Source organism: Methylobacterium sp. PvP105, from assembly GCF_017876975.1.
Classification (GTDB): domain Bacteria; phylum Pseudomonadota; class Alphaproteobacteria; order Rhizobiales; family Beijerinckiaceae; genus Methylobacterium; species Methylobacterium radiotolerans.
This window is the reverse complement of record NZ_JAGIPA010000005.1, coordinates 189,590-209,181: the sequence shown is the minus strand read 5'-3', so window position 1 is coordinate 209,181 and position 19,592 is coordinate 189,590. Positions and strand designations below refer to the sequence as shown.

The following is a 19,592-nucleotide window of genomic DNA, read 5'->3' as shown; positions in this document are numbered from 1 at the left end:
CCGGCGGCGCAAGCGCGGCTATTGATCGTCATCGTCATCGTTGACTTCGACGAGATCGCTGGTGTCGTCATCGTCCTCATCGACGACGAGGTTGTCATCGTCGACTTGCTCACCGTCGTCTTCGATATCGAGAGCGTCATCGTCTTCAGCATTGCTGTCCGTGTCTTTCTCGGCCTCTTCAGCCTCGACCTCGTCCAGCGATACGAGCTCGGGGCCCTCCGTCTCATCCTCTTCGTCGCTCGGCGCCTCTTTGCGGGCGACAACGGGAGCGCTCCCCCGCGAGTACGATGTCGCCGCAGCGATCGGCACGACCTCGCCTGAATAGGGCGAGATCACAGGATTCTTGCCGAGGTCGTAGAACTTCCTACCCGTCGTCGGGCAAACACGCTTCGTACCGAGGTCCGGACGCGCCACTGCAACTCTCCCTGAGGGCCATGAGACGCTGGATCGCCAGCGCGCATGCGGTGACGTCTACCACAGTCAGCGGCCCACCGCCCGGCATCTTCACGCCGGCCGAGGCGTGTCTGAGCGTCGGAGGCGTCGAGCCGCGCTGGATCGACTCACCGGCTCCGGATGGCGGCGCCGCGCGCCTCGACCATGTCGCGCGTTCGCGGAGCAGCCGACCTGCGACGGGCGGTGGGGAAGCGCTGGGCGGGGCCGTATTCCGCAGGTGCCGAGAACGGTCGCCCGACCGCGAGGGGACGGGCGGCGCTCGGTCGCGTCTCGACAGTTCAGCCGTGCCTCATCGAGGGTGGACGGGCGCTGCCCGCCGCCCACCTTCACTTCGCGGAGCAGGCGGCATCGTCAGGCCGAACGCCGAGGCGCGATCTGAGCCCTGGCCCACGCGGCCCGTGCCCTCTGGGCAGCAGCCATCTCGGCGAAGGCCCTGGCGGCGCCCGTCGCTTCCATGGCCCGCATCTTCTCGGCCAGGATCGCCGCCTTCATCGCTTCGGTCTCGGCCACGATCGCTTGGGCAACGAACGGATGAGTCAGGGGCATCGGCTTCCTTCGGGCTCGGCCGGCCCGGAGGTCTGCGCGCAGATGGTTAATAAGACGTTGATCGACCCCGGTTGCAGGACTGCCTGCCGGAACAGGCCCACGGGGTTGCCCGGACAGGTCCCGGAGCAAGACATGATGACGGGCGGCCTTCTGTGGTTCTCGGTGGGCCGAGCCCTGTCCTGATCTGGTTCTTCTTCCTGCGCGACCAGTAACGCGCAGCATCGTACGCAGAAGCCCGCGCCGGAGGACCGGGCGGGCTTGCTAGGATCCGCTCAGCGGGGAGTGTCAGAAGCCGCCGCGGCGCCCGTAGCCGTAACCATGGCCGGGCCCATATCCGCGGCCGTAGCCGCGACCATACCCGCGCCCATACCCGCGCCCATAGCCGTAGCCGCGCCCACGGAAGTGCGGGCCACCGTAGCCCCGGCGACCGTAACCGAAGTGCCGTCCGAAGCGCGGGCCGCCGTAGCCATACTGGACGTCTCGCACCGCCGAACCGGCCTCCGGAACGGCTCCGATGCCAATCTGGGCCGCAGATGCCGGGGCGGGGGCGAGAAACATGCTGGCTGCGAACAACCCAGCCGTCAGTGCGGGTACTTTGAACAAGGGCTCTCTCCTGGCCACGGCCGCGAGCCTGCGGCAGTCGCTTCAGGCCAACCGGACGGGCGCAGTCACTGTTCCGTATCGCCCGTCCGCCTTCGCCATCCGACGCCCGTGGTTCAGCACGATGTCGCGGACGCGGTGAGCCGGCGGCCAAGCCGTCCGCCACCCAGGCAGAGCATCATCCGAATAGGGGTAGTGTTCTGCAGCACATCGCGACGTGATGTAAGGTACTCAAACAGGTCTCGCACCATCATCGCCGATGGGACTGTGCGGCGAGGTGCTGGAGGGTCTCCACCATGTTGACTCGCACCGTCGTCAGCCTCGCCGCCCCCGCCCTCCTCGCCACCGCGTGGGCCGCTCCGTCCTCGGCACAGCCAGCCGCGAACGGCGGGCCGAAGTTTCTCATCCACGGCAACTACTGCGGCCCCGGCAACAACGCTCCTCTGCCGCCTGTCGACGCCCTGGACGCCGCTTGCGCCCGTCACGACGCCTGCACGCCGGATGTCGGCCTCCCGACAAAGGCCTGTAACCTTCGGCTGGAACGGGGAGCCGCCGCGGTCGCTCGAGACCCGCGACAACCGGACGATGTACGTTCCCTGGCCGGCTTCGTTGCCTCGTTCGCGGCGTCGAACGCGTCCCGCCCGGCGCCGACAATGCTCCCCGCGAAGCTGGCTCGCTGAGAAGCCGACGTGTCGGCCTCCTCGCCCGTGCGATCGTCAGGCCCCGGCCCGGATCAGATCCCGTGAGAGTGCCGGAAGCTGAGGTCCCTTCCACCTGCGCCCTCTGCCGCCCACGGTCCTGCACGTTGCCGCAGAGCAGGGATCCGGTGGCGGAGACGTCGCACGTGGCAGCCCGCCGCGGCGGCCTGAGCGCGCTGAGATACGCGCGCGTGAGAGCCTACCGTCCGCTGGGCGCGGCGTAGCTGCCGGTGACCCCGTTGCCCCGGCTGCTGCCGCCCGGAGCGCCGGGCGTCTTGTTCCGGACGAAGCTCGCACCGGGATAGCGCCGCTGGATCCGCGACATCGAATGGCGCCGCACGTGATGGCGCCTTATCCGAACGTCGGTGAGCATGTCGGACGGTGACGAGATGCCGGTCACGGGACCGGCTGGCACGGCCGAGGCGGGGACGGCCAGGACGCCGAGGCTCACACCCGCGAGCGCGGCAAGAACTGGAATACGCATGGAGATCCTCCGTGCCTCGGCGAAGTTGGATCGCGTCGGCTTTCAGGCAAAACCTGAAGCACGCGTCTGGTTCAACGATCGGGCCCTGTGAGCGCGATCTGCCGCCCGGTCTCGAAGCCGCGGCGGAGGCAGCCTGTTCGCGCGCGGTCACAGCAGCGCCACCGCCCCGATTAATCCCGGACGCTGCGTGCGCAGCGGCACGCCGCCACGGGACAGCCGTCCCCATATCGGTATCACGCAAGAGAGAGCAGGCCGAACATCTCGGACTGTACTGCGCAAAGGAGCAAGGATTAGTTCATGAAGACCCGCATCGCCGCTGCCGTCACTGCCCTCGCACTCACCGCAGCACCGATCTCGTCCGCGATGTCCTACGACCGTCCCGCCTGGACGGGCTACGCGCCCTACGATGTGGAAACCACGGGCTCGTTCGACGCCCCGTTCGGCAGCCGCTTCGACCGCGACCCCTCGACTTGTCCGCAGAGCTCGGCTGCCGAGGGCAATGCCAACCAGCAGAACTTCCCAGTCAAGCAGTACGGCCAGACCGCGGGCGGCAACCGCTGCTGAGCGCCGGGCGTCATGATGCGCAAGGCCATATGCGCAAGGCCATGTCCTGCGCGATGATCGGCGCCCTCGCTGCCGGTCCCGCGGTGACGGTCACGGGCTTGGCTGGGGTGCTCCGCCCGACGTGTCGCAACCGATCACGCGCAGGCGCATTATCACAGCGGCGCGCCCGCACAGGTTGCAGGCGCCGGATACCGGGCGGTGTCCATCCACATACCTTGGGCAGGTTCGGGTGTTCGTTTCGCTTCCTCCAGCGGTCGCGTACCTGCGACCGTTTACCTGGGGCCGGAGCGCAGCAATGACCGAAGAACGAACCACAAGCGGCAGCATCCTGCGGCGCATCGCTGCAGCGCTCGGGGACGACGTCGCGATCTTCCGGGACAGGCCCGCAAGCGTCAGAGCGGCGGAAGAAGCGCTCGCGCTCTTGACCGCCTTCGAGCGCGTCGTCGATCGCGATGATCGCCGCTCCTGTATTGACTTCGTAAGTTCTGTCGCCGCCCAGCAGGATAGGCATCGAGGAAACTGTTAATTCAGTTGGCGTGCGGTTCGCTTCATCTGGCCGGCCAGAAGCTTTCCGAACTCCAAGAGCGTCGCGTCGATCAGCGTGCGCAGGAGAGGCGAACCGACTTCTGCAACCAGCGGGCGGACCGCGATCAACGCGTCGACGACTCGATCGATCGCTCGAAGCCGCTGGGCTGAAGCGGTCAGGTCGTCCTGGCTGCCATCCCCGAGATCCAGGACGACGCCGAGGCAGCGTTGCCCCTGGCCGCGCGCGTCAACCTCGACCCGGCCTCGTGCAGCGACGCGACGCACGCCACCGGGACCATCGTTGGTCTGGAACTCGGCCTCGAAGCGCCCTGCCGTGTGGTGTGCCTCGTGCACCAGATACGCGACCCGCTCGCGATCGTCGGGATGAACGCCTTCCAGAAACGCCGTCACCGGGACGCCCGCCGCGGCACGCTGCTCGTCGAGGCCGAGCAGGTTGGGCAGAGCCCCCGTCATCGCGACGGTCTGTGTGGCGAGGTCCGTTTCCCAGAAGCCGACATAGCCGGAGGCGGCCAAGGCAGATTGCAGGGACGGCGTCACGGGCGATCTCCCCGGTTGTTCTCGTTCAAGCAACGCAACTTGAGGGTTCAACGAGCCGCGATCTCCATCCGTTCCCCCCGGCACAGTCGCGCAGAAGCGGGATGAGGTCATGGTCGCGATAGACGTCTTCACGATCGCCCCGACAGTGCCGTTGCTCGCGGGATTGCGACCGCTGTCGTCAATCCCGCCCGTCGATCACAAGCATCAATGTCGTCACTTGCAGGCCTGAAGCCGCGCCATGAGGACATCGATCTCGATCACAGGCTCCGTCGACACGCTCGCCACAGACTTTACGCGACGTCTCTACCCGGAGCGGATGCCAGTTCTCCGAGACCTGTACCTCGGCGGATCGGCCGCGCCAGACGACGTCCGGCGGGGTGCGAGCGACGCCGGCTTCCTGGCGGTGCCGGACCGCGAGCCCAACCGCAGGACTGCACCGCGCTCGGCCGCATCCATGCCGGGACGATGATCCGCGCGCCGACCGAGATTGTCCGGAAAGGGCCGGCCGACATGCGCTGCGTCATCGCGGCGGCAGATCCCGGGAGAGCATCTCGGCTCTCCGCCGGCCGGAGGCGAGCTTCGGGCAGCTCCCACCGACGCTTCTGTAAAGAGGTTGGGTCGGACGCAGGATGGTCGCTCTGGGTGGTTACGCGACGGTCCGCTTGCGCGCGACAATTTCGGGGCGGCGGATGTCGTCGCCACGCCTGTCCCGACCCGAAGCAGGCCCTCCCGACGTCCGCCTCGCGTCGTTCCGACGTGTCGGCCTGCTACGACCGGTTCGATCGAGAACGTCGCTTTGCGAGGTCTCACGGCACAGCCGGACCCGACCGATGGCGTTGGCTCGCCGCGTCGATGCCCACGATGAGCCGGCATCAGGCTTGATGCCGGAATCACGGCGCGCTGGATCGAACAGCGACCGGGCGACGTTCCTCACCGCCTAGACTGGCCAAACAGGAGGAACGGTCATGCGTATTCGCCATCTGCTGCCGCTCGTCGGCTTGCTCACGCTCACGGCCTGCAAAGACGAGAAGAAGGCCGAGGCCCCCACGCCTCCGCCACCTCCTGCCAGCACGGCGCCGGCAAACCCTGCGCCTCCGGCAACGACGACGAACCCGGCTCCGGCCAACAAGCCGTAGCCAACGAGCCTAGAAGGTGGCGGGCCCCGTCGCGTAGTCTCGAAAGACGGGCCCGGCCCTTCGCAACCGGGCTGAGGGCGCGGCTCTGTTCATGAAACGCGCACCCACACCGTACCGCTTGGATCGACTGCTCCGGGTGGGACGCTGCCCGTCCGCTTCTGGGCGCCAGAGGCCAGAAGCGGACGGGTCGGAATCAGCTTTGCCGTCGCGCTACGCCGCTGTCAGCGCCGCTCGTTGCGCCGTCTCGCCGGTGTTGGGCGCGTCAGGACACAGGCCAGCTGAGCGCTTGTCCCACGTTCGCTCGATGATGCCGCCGGCCGAGTGCGCGGTGGCCTCTCGGTATCCGGGCGCGGATCTCGTGGACGCCTTCGCGGTGACGCTGCCCGGGCCGGGGCCGCATGACCTGTCAAGGCTGGCTCAAGAAGCGCTCTCGAACCCGGCCCCCTGGATCACGGCAGCCATGGCACTGCGCGACGCGGCTGTGCGCCTCTTCGGGGTTGAGACGTCGGGGGCGATGAGGGCCCGCCTCAAGGCCGACGGCCGGGACCGGATCGACTTCTTTCCGGTACTCTCTCGGTCTGAGCGCGAGATCGTCCTGGGAGAGGACGACCGCCACCTCGATTTTCGCCTGTCGCTTCTTCTCAGCCAGCGCCCGGACGGGCGGGAGGACCTCGTCGCCACCACGGTCGTCCGCTGCCGTAACCGCCTCGGACACGCCTATCTCGCGGCCATCATGCCCGGGCACATCCTCGTTGTCCGCTCCGCGCTGAGAAGGGCCGCGGCATGCCAGGCCGGCCGGATGGCTGTTTGACGGACATCGCAGCCCATCGGCACCGCCAGGGCCGCTCCTGAGTGTGCGGGGCGGCGGATCCCGATCCCACCGCGAGCTGCTGAACCGCTCTCCACCCCGCCCGGCCGTTTCCAGGACCTCCGCGCGGGCTCGGCACGGCTTTCGCGATATTCGAATCCTATCGGGATCGCGCGGCGCCCTGCCCTGCCCTGCCCTGCCCTGCCCTGCCCTTCCCTGCGTCGATGCCACGCGTCGCGGCGTCGACGATGGCTGGCCCGGTCTAGGTGGGCCGAAGCCCCTCCTGATCGGAGGCTCTGTTCCGGCTCAGGCCGTGAACCCCCGCCAGCCCCGGTGCCGAGAGGCCGGTCGCGTTCTCGATCCATCATCGTTCTCGAGAACGAGTCCGTCGGCCCACGATGACAGCGATCGGCGTCCCGCACCCCGGAAGCCGTCGGCTCGACCTCCACCCGACGGCGACGCCCGGCGGCGCATCGGCGCCCGTCGAAGCTTGCCGGAAGGGGCTCATCCGCTCCGGAGACGTTGTCCGGAGAGGTGGTCGCAGGCGGTTCGTCAGCCTGAGCTGAGCGCCATGACCACTGCTGGATGAGAAGGACGGTGTCGGCCGTTCTCCTGCAAGGCCCGCCTCCGGGATTGCCCATCCTTGTTTCGACGACGCACGGTTCCGACGCTCGACACTGCCTCCCGTCCCGCCGCCTCGCGGCTGGTGGTCTCGGGCGTGAGCCGGCGGTTCGGCCGGACGCTCGCCCTGGACCGCGTCTCGTTGACCCTCGAGCCGGGCGAGATCGTGGCGGTGCTCGGCGCCTCCGGCTGCGGGAAGAGCACGCTGCTGCGGCTCATCGCCGGCCTGGACGCGCCGGACGCGGGCGAGATCGCCATCGGCGGCCGGCGCGTCGCCGGCCGCGGCCGCAACGAGTCGCCCGCGACCCGCGGCGTCGGGCTCATGTTCCAGGACTACGCGCTGTTTCCCCATCTCACCGTGCTCGCCAATGTTCGCTTCGGCCTCGCCCATCTCGGTGGCGCGGGGGCGGAGCGCGTCGCCCGCGAGCGGCTCGAGCAGGTGGGCTTGGCGCACCGGGCCGACAGCTATCCGGGCACCCTGTCGGGCGGCGAAGCGCAGCGGGTGGCGCTCGCCCGCGCCCTGGCACCGCGCCCGCGGGTCCTGCTCCTCGACGAGCCGTTCTCGAACCTCGATGCCGGCAACCGCGATCGCGTTCGCGCCGACACCCTCGCCGTCCTGCGCCGGGACCGGACCGGCGCGCTCCTCGTGACCCACGACGCTGCGGAGGCCGTGGCCTTCGCGAACCGCATCGTCCTGATCCACCGCGGCCGGATCGTCCAATCCGGCACGCCCGAGGCGATCTACGGCGCGCCGGAGACGCCCTTCGCCGCCAGGGCGCTCGGCGAGATCATCGAGATTCCGGGCCGGGCGGCGGCCGACCGCATCGCGACGCCGCTCGGTCCGCTGCCCCGGCCTGCCGCCCTGCCGGACGGGGATGTGACGGTGTGCCTTCGCCCGGAGGCGATCCGTCTGAAGGCCTCGCGCGGACCGGCGGGGAACGGGGTGCGCGCCTCCGTCCTCGGCCGCACCTTCGCGGGACCGCGCCTGCGCCTGGATCTCGCGGTGACCGGCCTCGACGCGCCGCTGCGCCTGCACCTCCCGCCGGCGGCCGTTCCCGGAGACGAGGTCGGCATTCACCTTGTGCCGGAACAGGCTCACATCTTCCCTGCAGCAGGCGCCAGCGAAGACGAGCCTGCACTGAATTAGAATATTTAAAAACAAAACTTTCTTGCGATATAATGATTACACGTATACCGCCCTACGCATCGTTTGATGAAGGGGGTTTTGCCGTGTCGTCTCTCTCCGGAAAGTTCGCCTGGTCTGGCCTCGTCCTTTCGCTCGGCCTCGGCGTGACTGCCCACGCGGCGGAGGTGAACCTCTACACGACGCGGGAACCGGGCCTGATCCGCCCCCTGCTCGAAGCCTACACCGCCAAGAGCGGCGTCAAGGTCAACACCGTCTTCGTGGAGAAGGGCCTCGCCGAGCGCGTCGCCGCCGAGGGTGCCCGCTCCTCCGCCGACATCCTCATGACGGTCGATATCGGCAACCTGATCGAACTCGTGGACCGCGATCTCGCCCAGCCGGTGCGCTCGCCCGCGCTGGAGGCGGCGGTGCCTGCGCCCCTGCGCGACGCCGAAGGCCGGTGGTTCGCCCTCTCGATGCGCGCCCGCGTGCTTTACGCCGACGAGACTCTCTCGGGCCTCACCGCCGCGACCTACGAGTCCCTCGCCGATCCGCAGTGGACGGGAAAGGTGTGCCTGCGCTCGGGACAGCACCCCTACAACACCGCCCTGATCTCGGCCTTCCTCGTCCGCCACGGCGCGGAGAAGACCGAAGCGTGGCTGCGCGGGCTGAAGGCCAATCTCGCCCGGAAGGCGGCGGGCGGTGACCGCGACGTGGCCCGGGACATCGCCGCCGACCTCTGCGAGGTCGGTCTCGGGAATTCCTACTATGTCGGGCTGATGCGCTCGGGGCGCGGCGGACCGGACCAGCAGAAATGGGGCAAGGCGATCAAGGTCGTGCTCCCGACCTTCGAGGGCGGCGGCACCCATGTGAACGTCTCGGGCGCCGTCGTCGCCAAGGCGGCGCCCAATCGCGAGGAGGCGGTGAAGCTCCTCGAATATCTCGTCTCCGACGAGGCGCAGGCGGTCTACGCCAACGCCGACTACGAGTATCCCGTGAAGGCCGGCGCCGCGATCGACCCGCTGCTCGCGAGCCTCGGCACCCTGACGATCGATCAGACGCCGCTGCTAGAGATCGCCCGCAACCGCAAGGCGGCGAGCCTGCTCGTCGACAAGGTCGGTTTCGACAACTGAGCCCGTGCGGACGAGGATGGCGGCGACGCGCGGTCTCGGCTGGGCGGGCGCGGCGGCGCTGGCGGCGTTGCTGCTCTCGCCGGTCATCTCCCTGGGGATCGCGGCCCTCGGTGGCGGCAGCGAACTCTGGCCGCATCTGGCCGCCTACGTGTTGCCGCAGGCGATCCGGGACACCGCCCTCCTGCTGGCGGGCGTCGGCCTCCTGGTGATCGGGCTCGGGACCGGGGCCGCGTGGCTGGTCTCGGCCTTCGACTTTCCCGGCCGCCGCGTCCTAGAAGGCGCGCTGCTTCTGCCGCTGGCGATGCCGACCTATGTCGTGGCCTACGCCTATCTCGACCTGTCGCATCCCCTCGGGCCGCTTCAGGCCGGGCTGCGGAGCCTGCTCGGCCTGTCGAGCCCCCGCGACCTGCCCCTGCCGGACCTGCGCTCGCTACCGGGCTGCATCCTGCTCCTCGGCTTCGTCCTGTACCCGTACGTCTACCTGCCGACGCGGGCGCTGTTCCTGATGCAGGCGGGCACGTTGCTGGAGGCCGCGCGGGTGCTCGGCGCCGGGCCGTTCCGCAGCTTCCTGCGGGTCGCCCTCCCGCTTGCCCGCCCGGCGGTGGCGCTCGGCACCGGCCTCGCCCTGATGGAGGCGCTGAACGATGTCGGTGCTGCCGAGTTCCTGGGCGTGCGCACCTTGACCGTACAGGTCTACGCGACTTGGGTGAACCGCTCCGATCTACCCGGCGCGGCGCAGATCGCGCTGGTGATGCTCGCCTGCGTCGTCGCCCTCGTCGGCCTGGAGCGGCTGGCCCGGGGCGGGCGCGGCTATGCCGGCAGCGCCCGCCGGAACGCGGCGGTCACGCGGCGTCGGCTCTCCGGCTGGCGCGCCGGAACCGCCGTGGCCCTCGGCGCGACGCCGGTCGTCCTCGGCTTTCTGCTGCCTGCGGGCCACCTCGCCTGCGAGGCATGGCGGCGGGTCGCGGGCGGGGGATGGCCCGACACGCTGGCGGTCCAGACCGGCAACACGATCCTCTACGCGAGCCTCGCGACGGGGGTGACGGTGGTGGTCGGCCTGCTGGTGGCGGCGGCGCCGTTCCTGTTGAGCGCCCGCGCCGGGCGCGCGCTGATTCGCGCGGCGGGGCTCGGCTATGCCATGCCCGGCACCGTGCTGGCGGTGGGGTTGCTCGGCCCCCTGGCGCTGATCGATTCCGGGTTGCTCGAGGCGGGCTTCGCCACCGTCTCGGTGGGGCTTGGGACGGGCGCAGCCCTGGTCATCGCCTACGCTCTGCGCTTCCTGACCGTGACGGTGGGCGCCAGCGAGGCCGGCCTGGCGCGGATCCCGCACACCATATCGGACGCGGCCCGGGTCCTGGGGCGCGGGCGGCTCGCCACGCTCGCCACCGTGCAGATCCCGCTGGCCTGGCCCGCGATGCTGAGCGGCGGGCTGCTGGCGTTCGTCGACATCGCCAAGGAGCTGCCGGTGACGCTGCTCCTGCGCCCTCTCAACGTCGAGACATTGAGCACGTTTCTCTACGGCGAGGCGGCGCGCGGCACGTACGAGGATGGCGCCGTCGCCGCAGTTCTCATCGTGATGATCGGTCTCGTGCCGGTCACGCTGCTCCTGAGGATCGACGAGAACGCGGTGTGGCGACGGAGATAGATCGTCTCGAGCGGATCGGCGGCGCGTGATCGGGGCGACCATCCACGGCTTCATGCTCGCGAGACCGTCCCGGCAACGCGCTGGACGCGGGGCGCATGGCGCGCGGGCAGGCCAGGGTCGAGGCAATGTTCACCTTCGCGACGGCCGCCTCCGCCTCGGTGCGGCTGCTTGGGCTGTCGGCATCACCGGCCGTCCGACCGCGCGACACCGCCCGGTGCGGCGGCCGGTGTACCAACGACGGCTGTCGCCGGTGCGGCACCCGTTCCGACGCCTCGACCCGTCGCCGCAGTCAGATCAGGACGTCCGCGGCAGCCTGCCCAATCCTTGCCGCACGGTGAGGCAGGGCGGTCCGGTCGTGGCGTTCGAGAAGCGGCTGCGGGCGCTCAGCCGGGCGCGGGCCCTGCTCAGCCATGCGGGGAGCGATACCGTCGAGGTCGGAGCGCTGATCAGGGCTGAGGTGGCGGCGCACGCGAGCGGAGCCCGGGACCGACCGACGATTGCTGGACCGCGGGTCTCTCGGAAGACGCGGCAGATCCAGAGCTTCGCCCCGGCCCTGCACGAGCTGACCACCGATGCGGTGGAGTCCGGTGCGCTGACGGTCGAGACCGGCCGACTCGACGCGACCTGGGAGTCGTCCTCGACCGGCGCGGATGCCGGCGACGGGCCTGGGGCTGGGTCGAGAGCGGTGTCGCCATCAATCCGGAGGCGACGACGCGCCGGGGCTACGGCACGGAGCTGATCCTGGAGGGCGTGGCGCGAGCCTTCGACCGGATCGAGGACACGCGTTTCGCGGGGGAGTCGGAGAGCCTCATTTCTCACGAAAAGCGCGTCGGGCCTGATCGACGAGCGGCTTCGTGAGGTAGGAGAGAACGGTTCGGTCGGCGGTTCGGATGAAGGCCTCCACCGGCATGCCGGGCATCAACTTGGCCCCGTCCAGCCGATTCAACTCCTCCTTCGTCACGCCCAGGCGAACAAGATAGTAGAAGCTGCCCGTCCGCTTGTCTTCGCTCACGTCCGCGGCGATCCGGACGACCCGACCGTTCAGTTCCGGCGTTGTGCGCTGGTCGAAGCTCGGGAAGCGAAGTCCGGCGGCTTGGCCGGTCTGCAGCCGATCGATGTCTTGCGGCGCGACCCGAACCTCCGCGACGAGCGAGTCCGCATTCGGCACGATCAGCATGATCTGCTCGCCCGGGGAGATCACGCCGCCACGGGTGTGGACCGCGAGTTCGTGCACGTAGCCGGTCTGCGGCGCGCGGATCTCGATGCGCTGCAGCTGGTCGAAGGCCGTGATCCTCTGCTCGGTCAGCGTCGCGGCCTTCGCGCGGTTCTCGGCCAGTTCCTTGGCGACGTCGCTGCGCAGATTCTGCTCCAGCTGGATGATCTGAAGCTCGGTCTCCGAGACCTTGCCCTTGGTCTGCGCGATGTTCGCGACGAGGACGCCGCGCTCACCCTTCAGGCGGGACATGTCGCGCTGGAGGCTCGTGAGCCGGGTCAGCTGGATGAGGTTCTTCTTCCAGAGATCCTCGACGCCCTCGTATTCCCGCCCGATGATCGCGGTCTCCTGCTCCTTGGCGGCGGCCTGCTCGGCCAGACCTTTGATCTCCTCGTTCAGCTGACCGATCCGCTCGCGGAGCTGCGCCTTCTGGCCCTGGAGCGCGTCCCGTCGGAAGCGGAACAGCTTGCGCTCGCCGTCGACGATCCGGGCCACTTCCGGTCCGGCTCCCTCGAGCTCGGGGGCGATGGCGAGGCTGTCGCGGCCGTCGCGCTCCGCCTCCAGTCGGGCGTTGCGCGCCGCGATCTCCCACAGGCTCTTGGTGACGCTGTCGTAGGTGGCCCGGGCGGTGGTCGCGTCCAGGCGCACCAGCAGGTCGCCCGCCTGGACGCGCGCACCCTCCTGGATCGGCAGTTCGGCGACGACGCCGCCGGTCGGATGCTGGACCTTCTTGATGTTGCTCTCGACGACCAGCGACCCCGTGGCGATGATGGCGCCGGACAACTCGGTCGCCGCCGTCCAGGCTGCCGCGCCCGTGGCGACCACGATCACGGCGGCGACGCCGGCGACGTGCCGCCGCAAGGAGCGCCGCGTCTCGCGGGTCGGATCCGCCCCCGGCCCGATGGGCGTGTGACCCGTCGTCATGCAACCCTCGTGGGCGTCCGTCGCGTCAGGGCATTGAGCTTCGACAGAACGTCGTCGCGCGGACCGTGCAGCTGCACGCGCCCCTCCCCCAGGACCAGGATGCGATCGACCGCCGCCAGGGCACTGGGCCGGTGGGCGATCACCACCACGATGCCGCCGCGGGCGCGCACGCCCTGCACGGCGGCCGACAGGGCGCGGTCGCCGTCGACGTCGAGATTCGAGTTCGGCTCGTCGAGGACCACGAGGAAGGGATCGCCGTAGAGCGCCCGCGCGAGCGCGATCCGCTGCCGCTGACCGCCGGAGAGGCCCAGGCCGCCAGAACCGACGCGGGCATCGTAGCCGCCCGGCAGGCGGAGCACGACCTCGTGCACGCCGGCGGCCTGGGCGGCCGCGAGCAGGGCCTCGGGGTTGGGCTCGGGATCGAAGCGCGTGATGTTCTCGGCGATCGTGCCGTCGAACATCTCGATGTCCTGCGGCAGGTAGCCGACCGCGCGCCCGAGGGCATCGGAGTCCCACTGATCGATCGACGCGCCGTCGAGGCGGATCACGCCGCGACTCGGGCGCGCCAGCCCGACGAGGGCACGGGCGAAGGTAGACTTGCCGGAGCCGCTGGCCCCGATCACGCCGAGGGCGCTGCCGGGGGCGAGGGCGACGTTGACGTCGTGGAGCACCAGGGTGTCGGTTCCGGGCGCCGCGATCGACAGGGCCGTCACGCGGACGCTCTCCCGCGGCGCCGGGAGCGGCGTGAGGGCGGCGGGCTCCCGCCGGGGCAGGAACGCGACGAGGCGGCCCCAGGCCTGTCGGGCGCCCGAGAACGACTTCCAGTTGGCGATCGCCAGGTCGACCGGCGCGAGGGCGCGGGCGGACAGGATCGTGGCGGCCAGCATCACGCCGGCCGTCGCCTCCTCGCGCACCACCAGGAAGGCTCCCAGACCGAGGATGCTGGATTGCAGCACCGTGCGCAGCAGGCGTGCCGTCGTGCCGAAGCCGATGGCCAGATCGTTTCCGTACGCCGCGACGTCGAGGTTCCGCCGGGCCCGGACCTGCCAGAGTTCCGCCATGCGGGACCGCATTCCGAGGGCCGAGAGCAGCGGTGCCGTCCGGTGCGCCATGTCGGTGAAGGACCGGCGCTCACCGGCCGTCCGGACGGCTTCCTGAGTGGAGGCGGACGAGGCCCAGTCCGTGAGGACCGTCAGCACGCACAGGAACAGGGCGCCCCCGGCCACCGCCGCGCCGAGCCAGGGATGGAACAGGAAGCAGACCGCGACGTAGAGCGGCACCCAGGGCAGGTCGAAGAAGGCGCTGACCGCCATGCTCGACACGAAGCCGCGGACGGTATCGAGATCGCGCAGGGCCTGGGGTCCGTCGTCGCCGCGCGGCATCTCGGCGCCGCGGGCCAGCAGGGCCCGGAAGATCCGCGGCCCCAGGCGCTCGTCGACGAGGCGACCGAAGCGCGCCAGAATGCGGGCCCGGAAGATCTCGAAGATGCTCTGGATCACGAGCAGCATCAGCGTGATGCCGGCGAGACCGACGAGCGTCGCGATGCTCCGGCTCGGCAGCACCCGGTCGTAGACCTGCAGCATGAAGATCGGGGCCGTGAGCATCAGCAGGTTGATGAAACCGCTGATGATCATCACGGTGATCAGGCACGTGCGTCCGGCCCGAACCGCGGACCAGAACTCCCGGCGCCTCGCGACACGCAACACGCGTTCGTCGGTCACAGATCGATCCCTCGGCTTTGCAGGTCAGCGAAGCGGTTCAGGCCGACGCGACGCGGGCCGCAGCGTCGGGACGGCCCCGCCGCGGAAGCGGCGGGGCCGGATCTCACAGGCCGAGCAGATGCAGGCCGCTCGTGGCCGTGTGGGGAGTCGGGTCCGCGTGCTGAACCTCGGCGTGGCCGCCGAGATCGATCGTGGCGATGCCGAGATCGACGCTGACGCCCTGAGCGGCACCCGCCCCGGCCGGCGCGGCGGATGTCGCCGACACCGCGTCCACGAGGTGGCCGACGAGGGAATCGGCGCCGCCGCCGGTCTGCGGCAGGTGAATGCTGTCGCTGCCGAGCAGGTTCGCCGTGGCCAAACTCGGCTGATCGGCACTCACCGCGATCGCGCTCACCTCGACGGCGTGCGCCGGATCGGCGGAGGGCGTGAGCACGGCGACGTCCGCGACCGGGGTCGCGGTGGTCGGCCCCGCCGACGCGTCGATCAATGGGTGGGTCCCGGCTCCCGCCTCACCCGATGGGCCGCCGGTGAGTTCGCCGAGCAGGCTGCCGACGGCGCCGCCCGCCGCACCGGCATCGCCCCCGCCCAGGACCGTGGTGACGGCCGCGACGACGCCGTCGACCGGAGTGCCGGTCTGGTGACCGTCCCCGCCGGCCGCAGGAAGGATCCCCGCGACCGAACCCAGCACGCTGCCAGCCGCACCGGTCACGGATCCGACGTCGCTCGCCACCTGCGCCACCGCGGGTGCCCCGTCGCCGGCCAGCACCGCGCCCGGCAGGTTGACGACATCGGTCACGAGATTGCTCGACTCGCCGAGTTCTCCCAAGCCGACCGCGGTTCCGAGGTTGATCACGGCGTGGAGCGGGTCGTTCAGGGCCGGCACAGCGTGGCCGACCTGTTCCACGCCGGCATGGACGCCGTCGATCAGCGTATTGGCGACATCCCCGACCGGCTGCAGCGGCGCGTTCGTCCCGAGGAGCGCGCCGGTCACGCCGGAGCCCGTGCCGCCGTTCAGGCCGCCCAGCAGACCGTCGACGGCACCGGTACCCTGGCCACCCGTGAGGCCGCCGAGCGCGGAGGTGACCGGTGCCAGGAGGCCACCGCCCGGCAGGCCGGCTCCGAGACCGCCGCCGGCCGTGTCGAGGAGACCGGTCGCCGAGCCGACAACGCCGCCCAGCGCGTCCGCCACGGGCCCGAGATCGTCGGCGACCTGAGCCACGCCGCCAGGCCCGTTTCCGGTCAGGATCGCGCCGGGCAGGTTGATGGTGTCGGTGAGCAAATTGTGGGTGTCGCCGAGTTCACCCAATCCGACCGTGTTGCCCAGCGCGATCACCGCATGGAGCGGGTCGTTGAGGATCGGAACATCGTGTCCGACCTGCTCCAGCGTCGCGTGAACGGCGTCGATCACGGTGTTGGCGACATTGCCCACCGGCTGCAGCGGTGCGTTCGACCCGAGCAGAGCCCCGGTTCCGTCCAGAGCGCCGCCGGTCACGCCGCCGAGCAGGCCGTCGACCGCGGCGGTGACGGGGGCGAGGAGACTCCCCGTGCCCGGCGCTCCCGCACCACCCAGGTCGCCGACGATGCCGGTGACGCCGCCGAGCAGGCCGCCGGCAGCGCCGGCCACCGCGCCGACATCGCCGAGGATAGGGGACAGCGCCCCGAGTCCCTGACCGCCCAGGAGGGCACCGGGCAGGGCCGCGGCGTCGGTCAGCAGGTTTCCGGCCTCGCCCAGATGGCCGAGGCCGAGGGTCTCGCCGAGATTGGTCAGGCCGTGGACGGCCCCGTTCAGCAGCGGGATCTCGTGCCCGAGGTTCTCGAGGGTCATGTGGACGTCGAGGACGGCGGTGTTCGCGAGGTTCGTGACCGGGGCAAGAAGGCCGCCCGGCGCGAGCAGGCCACCGGCGGTCGCGGTGCCCGTGACGGCGGTGATCAGCGTGTCGGTCGCTCCGAGAACGGGACCGAGATCCGTAAGGACCGGACTGGCCGAGGCGAGGCCGCCGCCACTCAGAATCGACCCCGGCACGGCGAGCGTGTCCGTCAGGAGATTGCCTGCCGCGCCGATGTGACCGAGGCCGACCGTCTCGCCGAGGCCGGTGAGGGCGTGAATCGGCGCGTTGAGCACCGGGATCTGGTGGCCGGCATCCTCGAGCGTCGTGTGCAGGTCGAGGACGGCTTGGTTTAGGATCCCCGTCACCGGCGCCAGCGTGCCGCCGGAGCCGACGAGGCCGTTGCCGGCCACGGGCAGTGCCGTGACGGTATTCAGCAAGGTTCCGGCAGCCTCGGCGGCCTGGCCGGCATCGCTCAGCACCGGAACGACGGCGCCGGTCTCGGTCGGGTTGGCGACGGCGCCGGACAGATCCGTGATCAGGTTGCCGCGCTCGCCGATATGACCGAGCCCGATCGTCTCGCCGAGATGGGTCAGCCCGTGGAGCGGACCGTTCAACGCTGCGATCTGATGACCCGTGTCCTCGAGTTGGGCATGCGTGTCGAGGACGATCCGGTTGGCGGTGTCCGTCAGCGCGTCGGGGAGCAGCGACCCACCCTCGTCCGCGGCGCCGACATCGACGGCACTCTCGACGAGGGAGGCAATCGGGCCGAGGCTCGTCAGCTGCCCGGTCGAGAGTGCGGTGGAGGACAACAGTGCGCTCGACCCGACGAGCCATTCGAGCGAGCGTGACGACGGGTTGAGCGCGGCGAGCGAGGACGACGTCATGAGCACCTCCGGTTTTGATTCGTAACCGGCAGTACAATTTTGGGTTGCAAAAGCGCGCGTCCGTAGTGATTACCGAGCCGGGGACCTCCCGTTGCTGCGCGCTGGCTTTCGGAAGGCCGACGGACGGAGCCGGCCGACCCTCTCGACTTTCGGCCCGAGCCCGAGACTGTCCGCCTCCTCAACGAAGCCTTTGACTCCTGCGAGCCGTCACCGAAGCGATCTGATACTGGAGGAGAGCGGGGTCATACGCGTGCTCGCTTCAAAGGGGCAGGACGCCTGTCGCCCTGAGGCCCGAGCCGGCGCCTCATCCAACGCAGAGTATCGCCGCACGGAACCCGCGCGCCGTCGCTCCGCGCGCAGCGAAAGCGGCACCCCGCGTGCCGTGCCGTCCCCGAAACCGTGCGCGCCATCACGGCCGGAACCGGCCCACGGTTCCCGTATTACAGCTTATGATTGTACAATCCGGTGCAACCGCTCCGTTGCGTGCGGCGACTGTGCAGGTGACCCGTGGGTATCGATCCGAGCAATCTCGCCCAGACAGCGACCCTGACGTACAGCGAGGACTTCGACAGGCTGACGCTCTGGGACGGCACCGCGGGTCTCGACACGTCCGGCGGTCCGCAATGGAGCATCTACGTCACGTCGACCGGAACGCTCCCCTTCAATCAAGAGCAGCAATGGTATGTCCGCGCCGATCAGCCCGCCGGCAGCGCGCTCGCGAGCCCGTTCAGCGTTCACGACGGCATCCTGAGCATCACCGCCGCGCCGTCCGACCCGTCTCAACTCCAGGAGTTGGGAGGGCAGCCCTACACCTCGGGGATGATCAATACCTTCCACAGTTTCAGCCAGACCTACGGCTACTTCGAGATGCGGGCCGAGCTACCCGCCGGTCAGGGCTTCTGGCCCGCCTTCTGGTTGCTCCCGGAGGACGGTTCCTGGCCGCCCGAGATCGACGTGATGGAGATGCTCGGCCACGATCCCGGCACGCTCTACACCACGGTGCACAGCCTGGCGCCCGGCCAGACCCCCGGCAACCACACCGTGAGCCAGGGTATCTCCGCCGTCGCCGACATGAGCGGCGGCTACCACACGTACGGCGTCGATTGGCAGCCGGACACGCTGACCTTCTACTTCGACGGACAGGAGATCTACCGGACACCGACGCCGGCCGGTCTGGACAAACCCATGTACATGATCGCGAACCTGGCCGTCGGCGGCTCGTGGCCGGGCGACGCCGACGCGACGACGCCGTTTCCCGCGCAGATGAACATCGACTACATGCGCGCCTATCAGGCTAATCCGGGCGCCCCCGCGGCGCTGGAGCCGGTGTTCCACTTCTATGACGCGTCCACCGGGCAGCATTTCTACACGGCGAGCGCGGCAGAACGCGCGCATCTGGAGAGCACTCAGTCGGGCTATGCCTATCAGGGCGTCGGCTGGGCCGCCCCGGTGTCGTCGTCGGCCACCGACGACGTCTTTCGATTCACCAACCCGACGACCGGCGACCACTTCTACACGACCAGCACCGCGGAGCGCGACGGGCTTCTCTCGGACGGCTCCGGCTACCACTATGACGGCGTTGCGTTCGACGCCTACGCGAGTTCGGCTGCCGCCGGACCGGGCGCGTTGAACATCGAGCGGTTCGTCAACACCGAGAGCGGGCGCCACTATTACGCTTCCAGCGCCGACGAGATCAGCTACATCGAGCAAGGTCACGCCGGAAGCGGCTGGATCGATGAGGGCCATGCCTTCACGCTGCATGCTCCGACGACGAGCATGTTCGGCATGTGACGATCGATCCCCGACGCTCGACGGGTTCAGAACGCAGGCTCGGACAACGCGGGATCGCGTTCGGGCCGCGAATCGCGCTCGGCCTCGTCAGCCAGGGGTTCCCATCACCGCGGCGCATCGGTCACGGTGGCGCCGGAAGCCGCAACGGCGCCGGTTCTCGGGACGAGAGCCGCCCGGGGGATGGCCGCTCTCGGAGATTGCAAAAGGCCTCCGGAGCGGGTGGTATGGGCGCGAGGCCGAGCCGCGCCACGTGATGCGGCGAGACGGCCGACGCGGCTGGCACCACGCCCGGACAGCGCCTCGTGCGCCCGCGTAGACCGCCGCGCAGGATCCCGC

The 19,592-nt window shown here is 70.0% G+C and carries 14 protein-coding genes; 8 read left to right on the top strand and 6 right to left on the bottom strand.

Annotated elements, in window-relative coordinates; translation table 11 throughout:
- Nucleotides 1-18 precede the first annotated feature (18 nt).
- Complete coding sequence (locus J3A75_RS34535; protein WP_012329987.1) at nt 19-414, bottom strand: TIGR02300 family protein; 396 nt, start codon at nt 412-414, stop codon at nt 19-21.
- Between the two features lie 390 nt (nt 415-804).
- Nucleotides 805-999, bottom strand: a complete 195-nt coding sequence (locus tag J3A75_RS34530) for a hypothetical protein (protein WP_029359789.1) — start codon at nt 997-999, stop codon at nt 805-807.
- Between the two features lie 2,079 nt (nt 1,000-3,078).
- Between J3A75_RS34530 and J3A75_RS34525 the strand changes: the two genes are divergently transcribed.
- Both J3A75_RS34525 and J3A75_RS34520 read left to right on the top strand, forming a co-directional pair.
- Nucleotides 3,079-3,345, top strand: a complete 267-nt coding sequence (locus tag J3A75_RS34525; RefSeq protein WP_012329992.1) for a hypothetical protein — start codon at nt 3,079-3,081, stop codon at nt 3,343-3,345.
- 295 nt (nt 3,346-3,640) lie between these two features.
- Nucleotides 3,641-3,871: a hypothetical protein gene (locus J3A75_RS34520; protein ID WP_058608122.1), complete on the top strand. Its 231-nt coding sequence runs from the start codon at nt 3,641-3,643 to the stop codon at nt 3,869-3,871.
- Here J3A75_RS34520 and J3A75_RS34515 read toward each other — a convergent pair.
- On the bottom strand, nt 3,868-4,428 hold the full coding sequence (locus tag J3A75_RS34515; RefSeq protein ID WP_024827416.1) for a PAS domain-containing protein: 561 nt from the start codon (nt 4,426-4,428) through the stop codon (nt 3,868-3,870). The two genes, J3A75_RS34520 and J3A75_RS34515, sit on opposite strands and share 4 nt — an antisense overlap.
- 1,440 nt (nt 4,429-5,868) lie before the next feature.
- Between J3A75_RS34515 and J3A75_RS34510 the strand changes: the two genes are divergently transcribed.
- From J3A75_RS34510 to J3A75_RS34490, 5 genes are all read left to right on the top strand, one after another.
- On the top strand, nt 5,869-6,375 hold the full coding sequence (locus J3A75_RS34510; RefSeq protein WP_175654104.1) for a DUF2867 domain-containing protein: 507 nt from the start codon (nt 5,869-5,871) through the stop codon (nt 6,373-6,375).
- Nucleotides 6,376-7,090: 715 nt separating this feature from the next.
- Complete coding sequence (locus J3A75_RS34505) at nt 7,091-8,140, top strand: ABC transporter ATP-binding protein (protein ID WP_052516987.1); 1,050 nt, start codon at nt 7,091-7,093, stop codon at nt 8,138-8,140.
- Nucleotides 8,141-8,223: 83 nt separating this feature from the next.
- Entirely contained in the window at nt 8,224-9,249 is a 1,026-nt protein-coding gene (locus J3A75_RS34500) for an extracellular solute-binding protein (RefSeq protein ID WP_012329997.1), read from the top strand.
- A 16-nt stretch (nt 9,250-9,265) separates the two neighbouring features.
- The gene (locus tag J3A75_RS34495; protein WP_058608125.1) at nt 9,266-10,894 is read left to right on the top strand and encodes an ABC transporter permease; all 1,629 of its coding nucleotides are present in this window, start codon (nt 9,266-9,268) and stop codon (nt 10,892-10,894) included.
- 52 nt (nt 10,895-10,946) lie between these two features.
- Complete coding sequence (locus J3A75_RS34490) at nt 10,947-11,633, top strand: HWE histidine kinase domain-containing protein (RefSeq protein WP_245365099.1); 687 nt, start codon at nt 10,947-10,949, stop codon at nt 11,631-11,633.
- A 69-nt stretch (nt 11,634-11,702) separates the two neighbouring features.
- On the opposite strand, the gene J3A75_RS34485 is transcribed toward J3A75_RS34490, so the two are convergent.
- The 3 genes from J3A75_RS34485 to J3A75_RS34475 all read right to left on the bottom strand — a co-directional run bounded on the left by J3A75_RS34485 (nt 11,703) and on the right by J3A75_RS34475 (nt 17,465).
- A complete protein-coding gene (locus J3A75_RS34485; RefSeq protein WP_209651263.1) occupies nt 11,703-13,031 on the bottom strand; it encodes an HlyD family type I secretion periplasmic adaptor subunit in 1,329 nt (442 codons plus the stop codon).
- Complete coding sequence (locus tag J3A75_RS34480; RefSeq protein WP_312892959.1) at nt 13,028-14,737, bottom strand: type I secretion system permease/ATPase; 1,710 nt, start codon at nt 14,735-14,737, stop codon at nt 13,028-13,030. Before J3A75_RS34480 ends, J3A75_RS34485 begins: the two co-directional genes overlap by 4 nt.
- A gap of 118 nt (nt 14,738-14,855) precedes the next feature.
- Nucleotides 14,856-17,465, bottom strand: a complete 2,610-nt coding sequence (locus J3A75_RS34475; protein ID WP_209651261.1) for a hypothetical protein — start codon at nt 17,463-17,465, stop codon at nt 14,856-14,858.
- 507 nt (nt 17,466-17,972) lie between these two features.
- Between J3A75_RS34475 and J3A75_RS34470 the strand changes: the two genes are divergently transcribed.
- Nucleotides 17,973-19,256 carry a family 16 glycosylhydrolase gene (locus tag J3A75_RS34470; protein ID WP_209651260.1) on the top strand — a complete coding sequence of 428 codons (1,284 nt, stop codon included), beginning with the start codon at nt 17,973-17,975 and terminating at the stop codon, nt 19,254-19,256.
- The last annotated feature ends 336 nt before the right edge of the window (nt 19,257-19,592 follow it).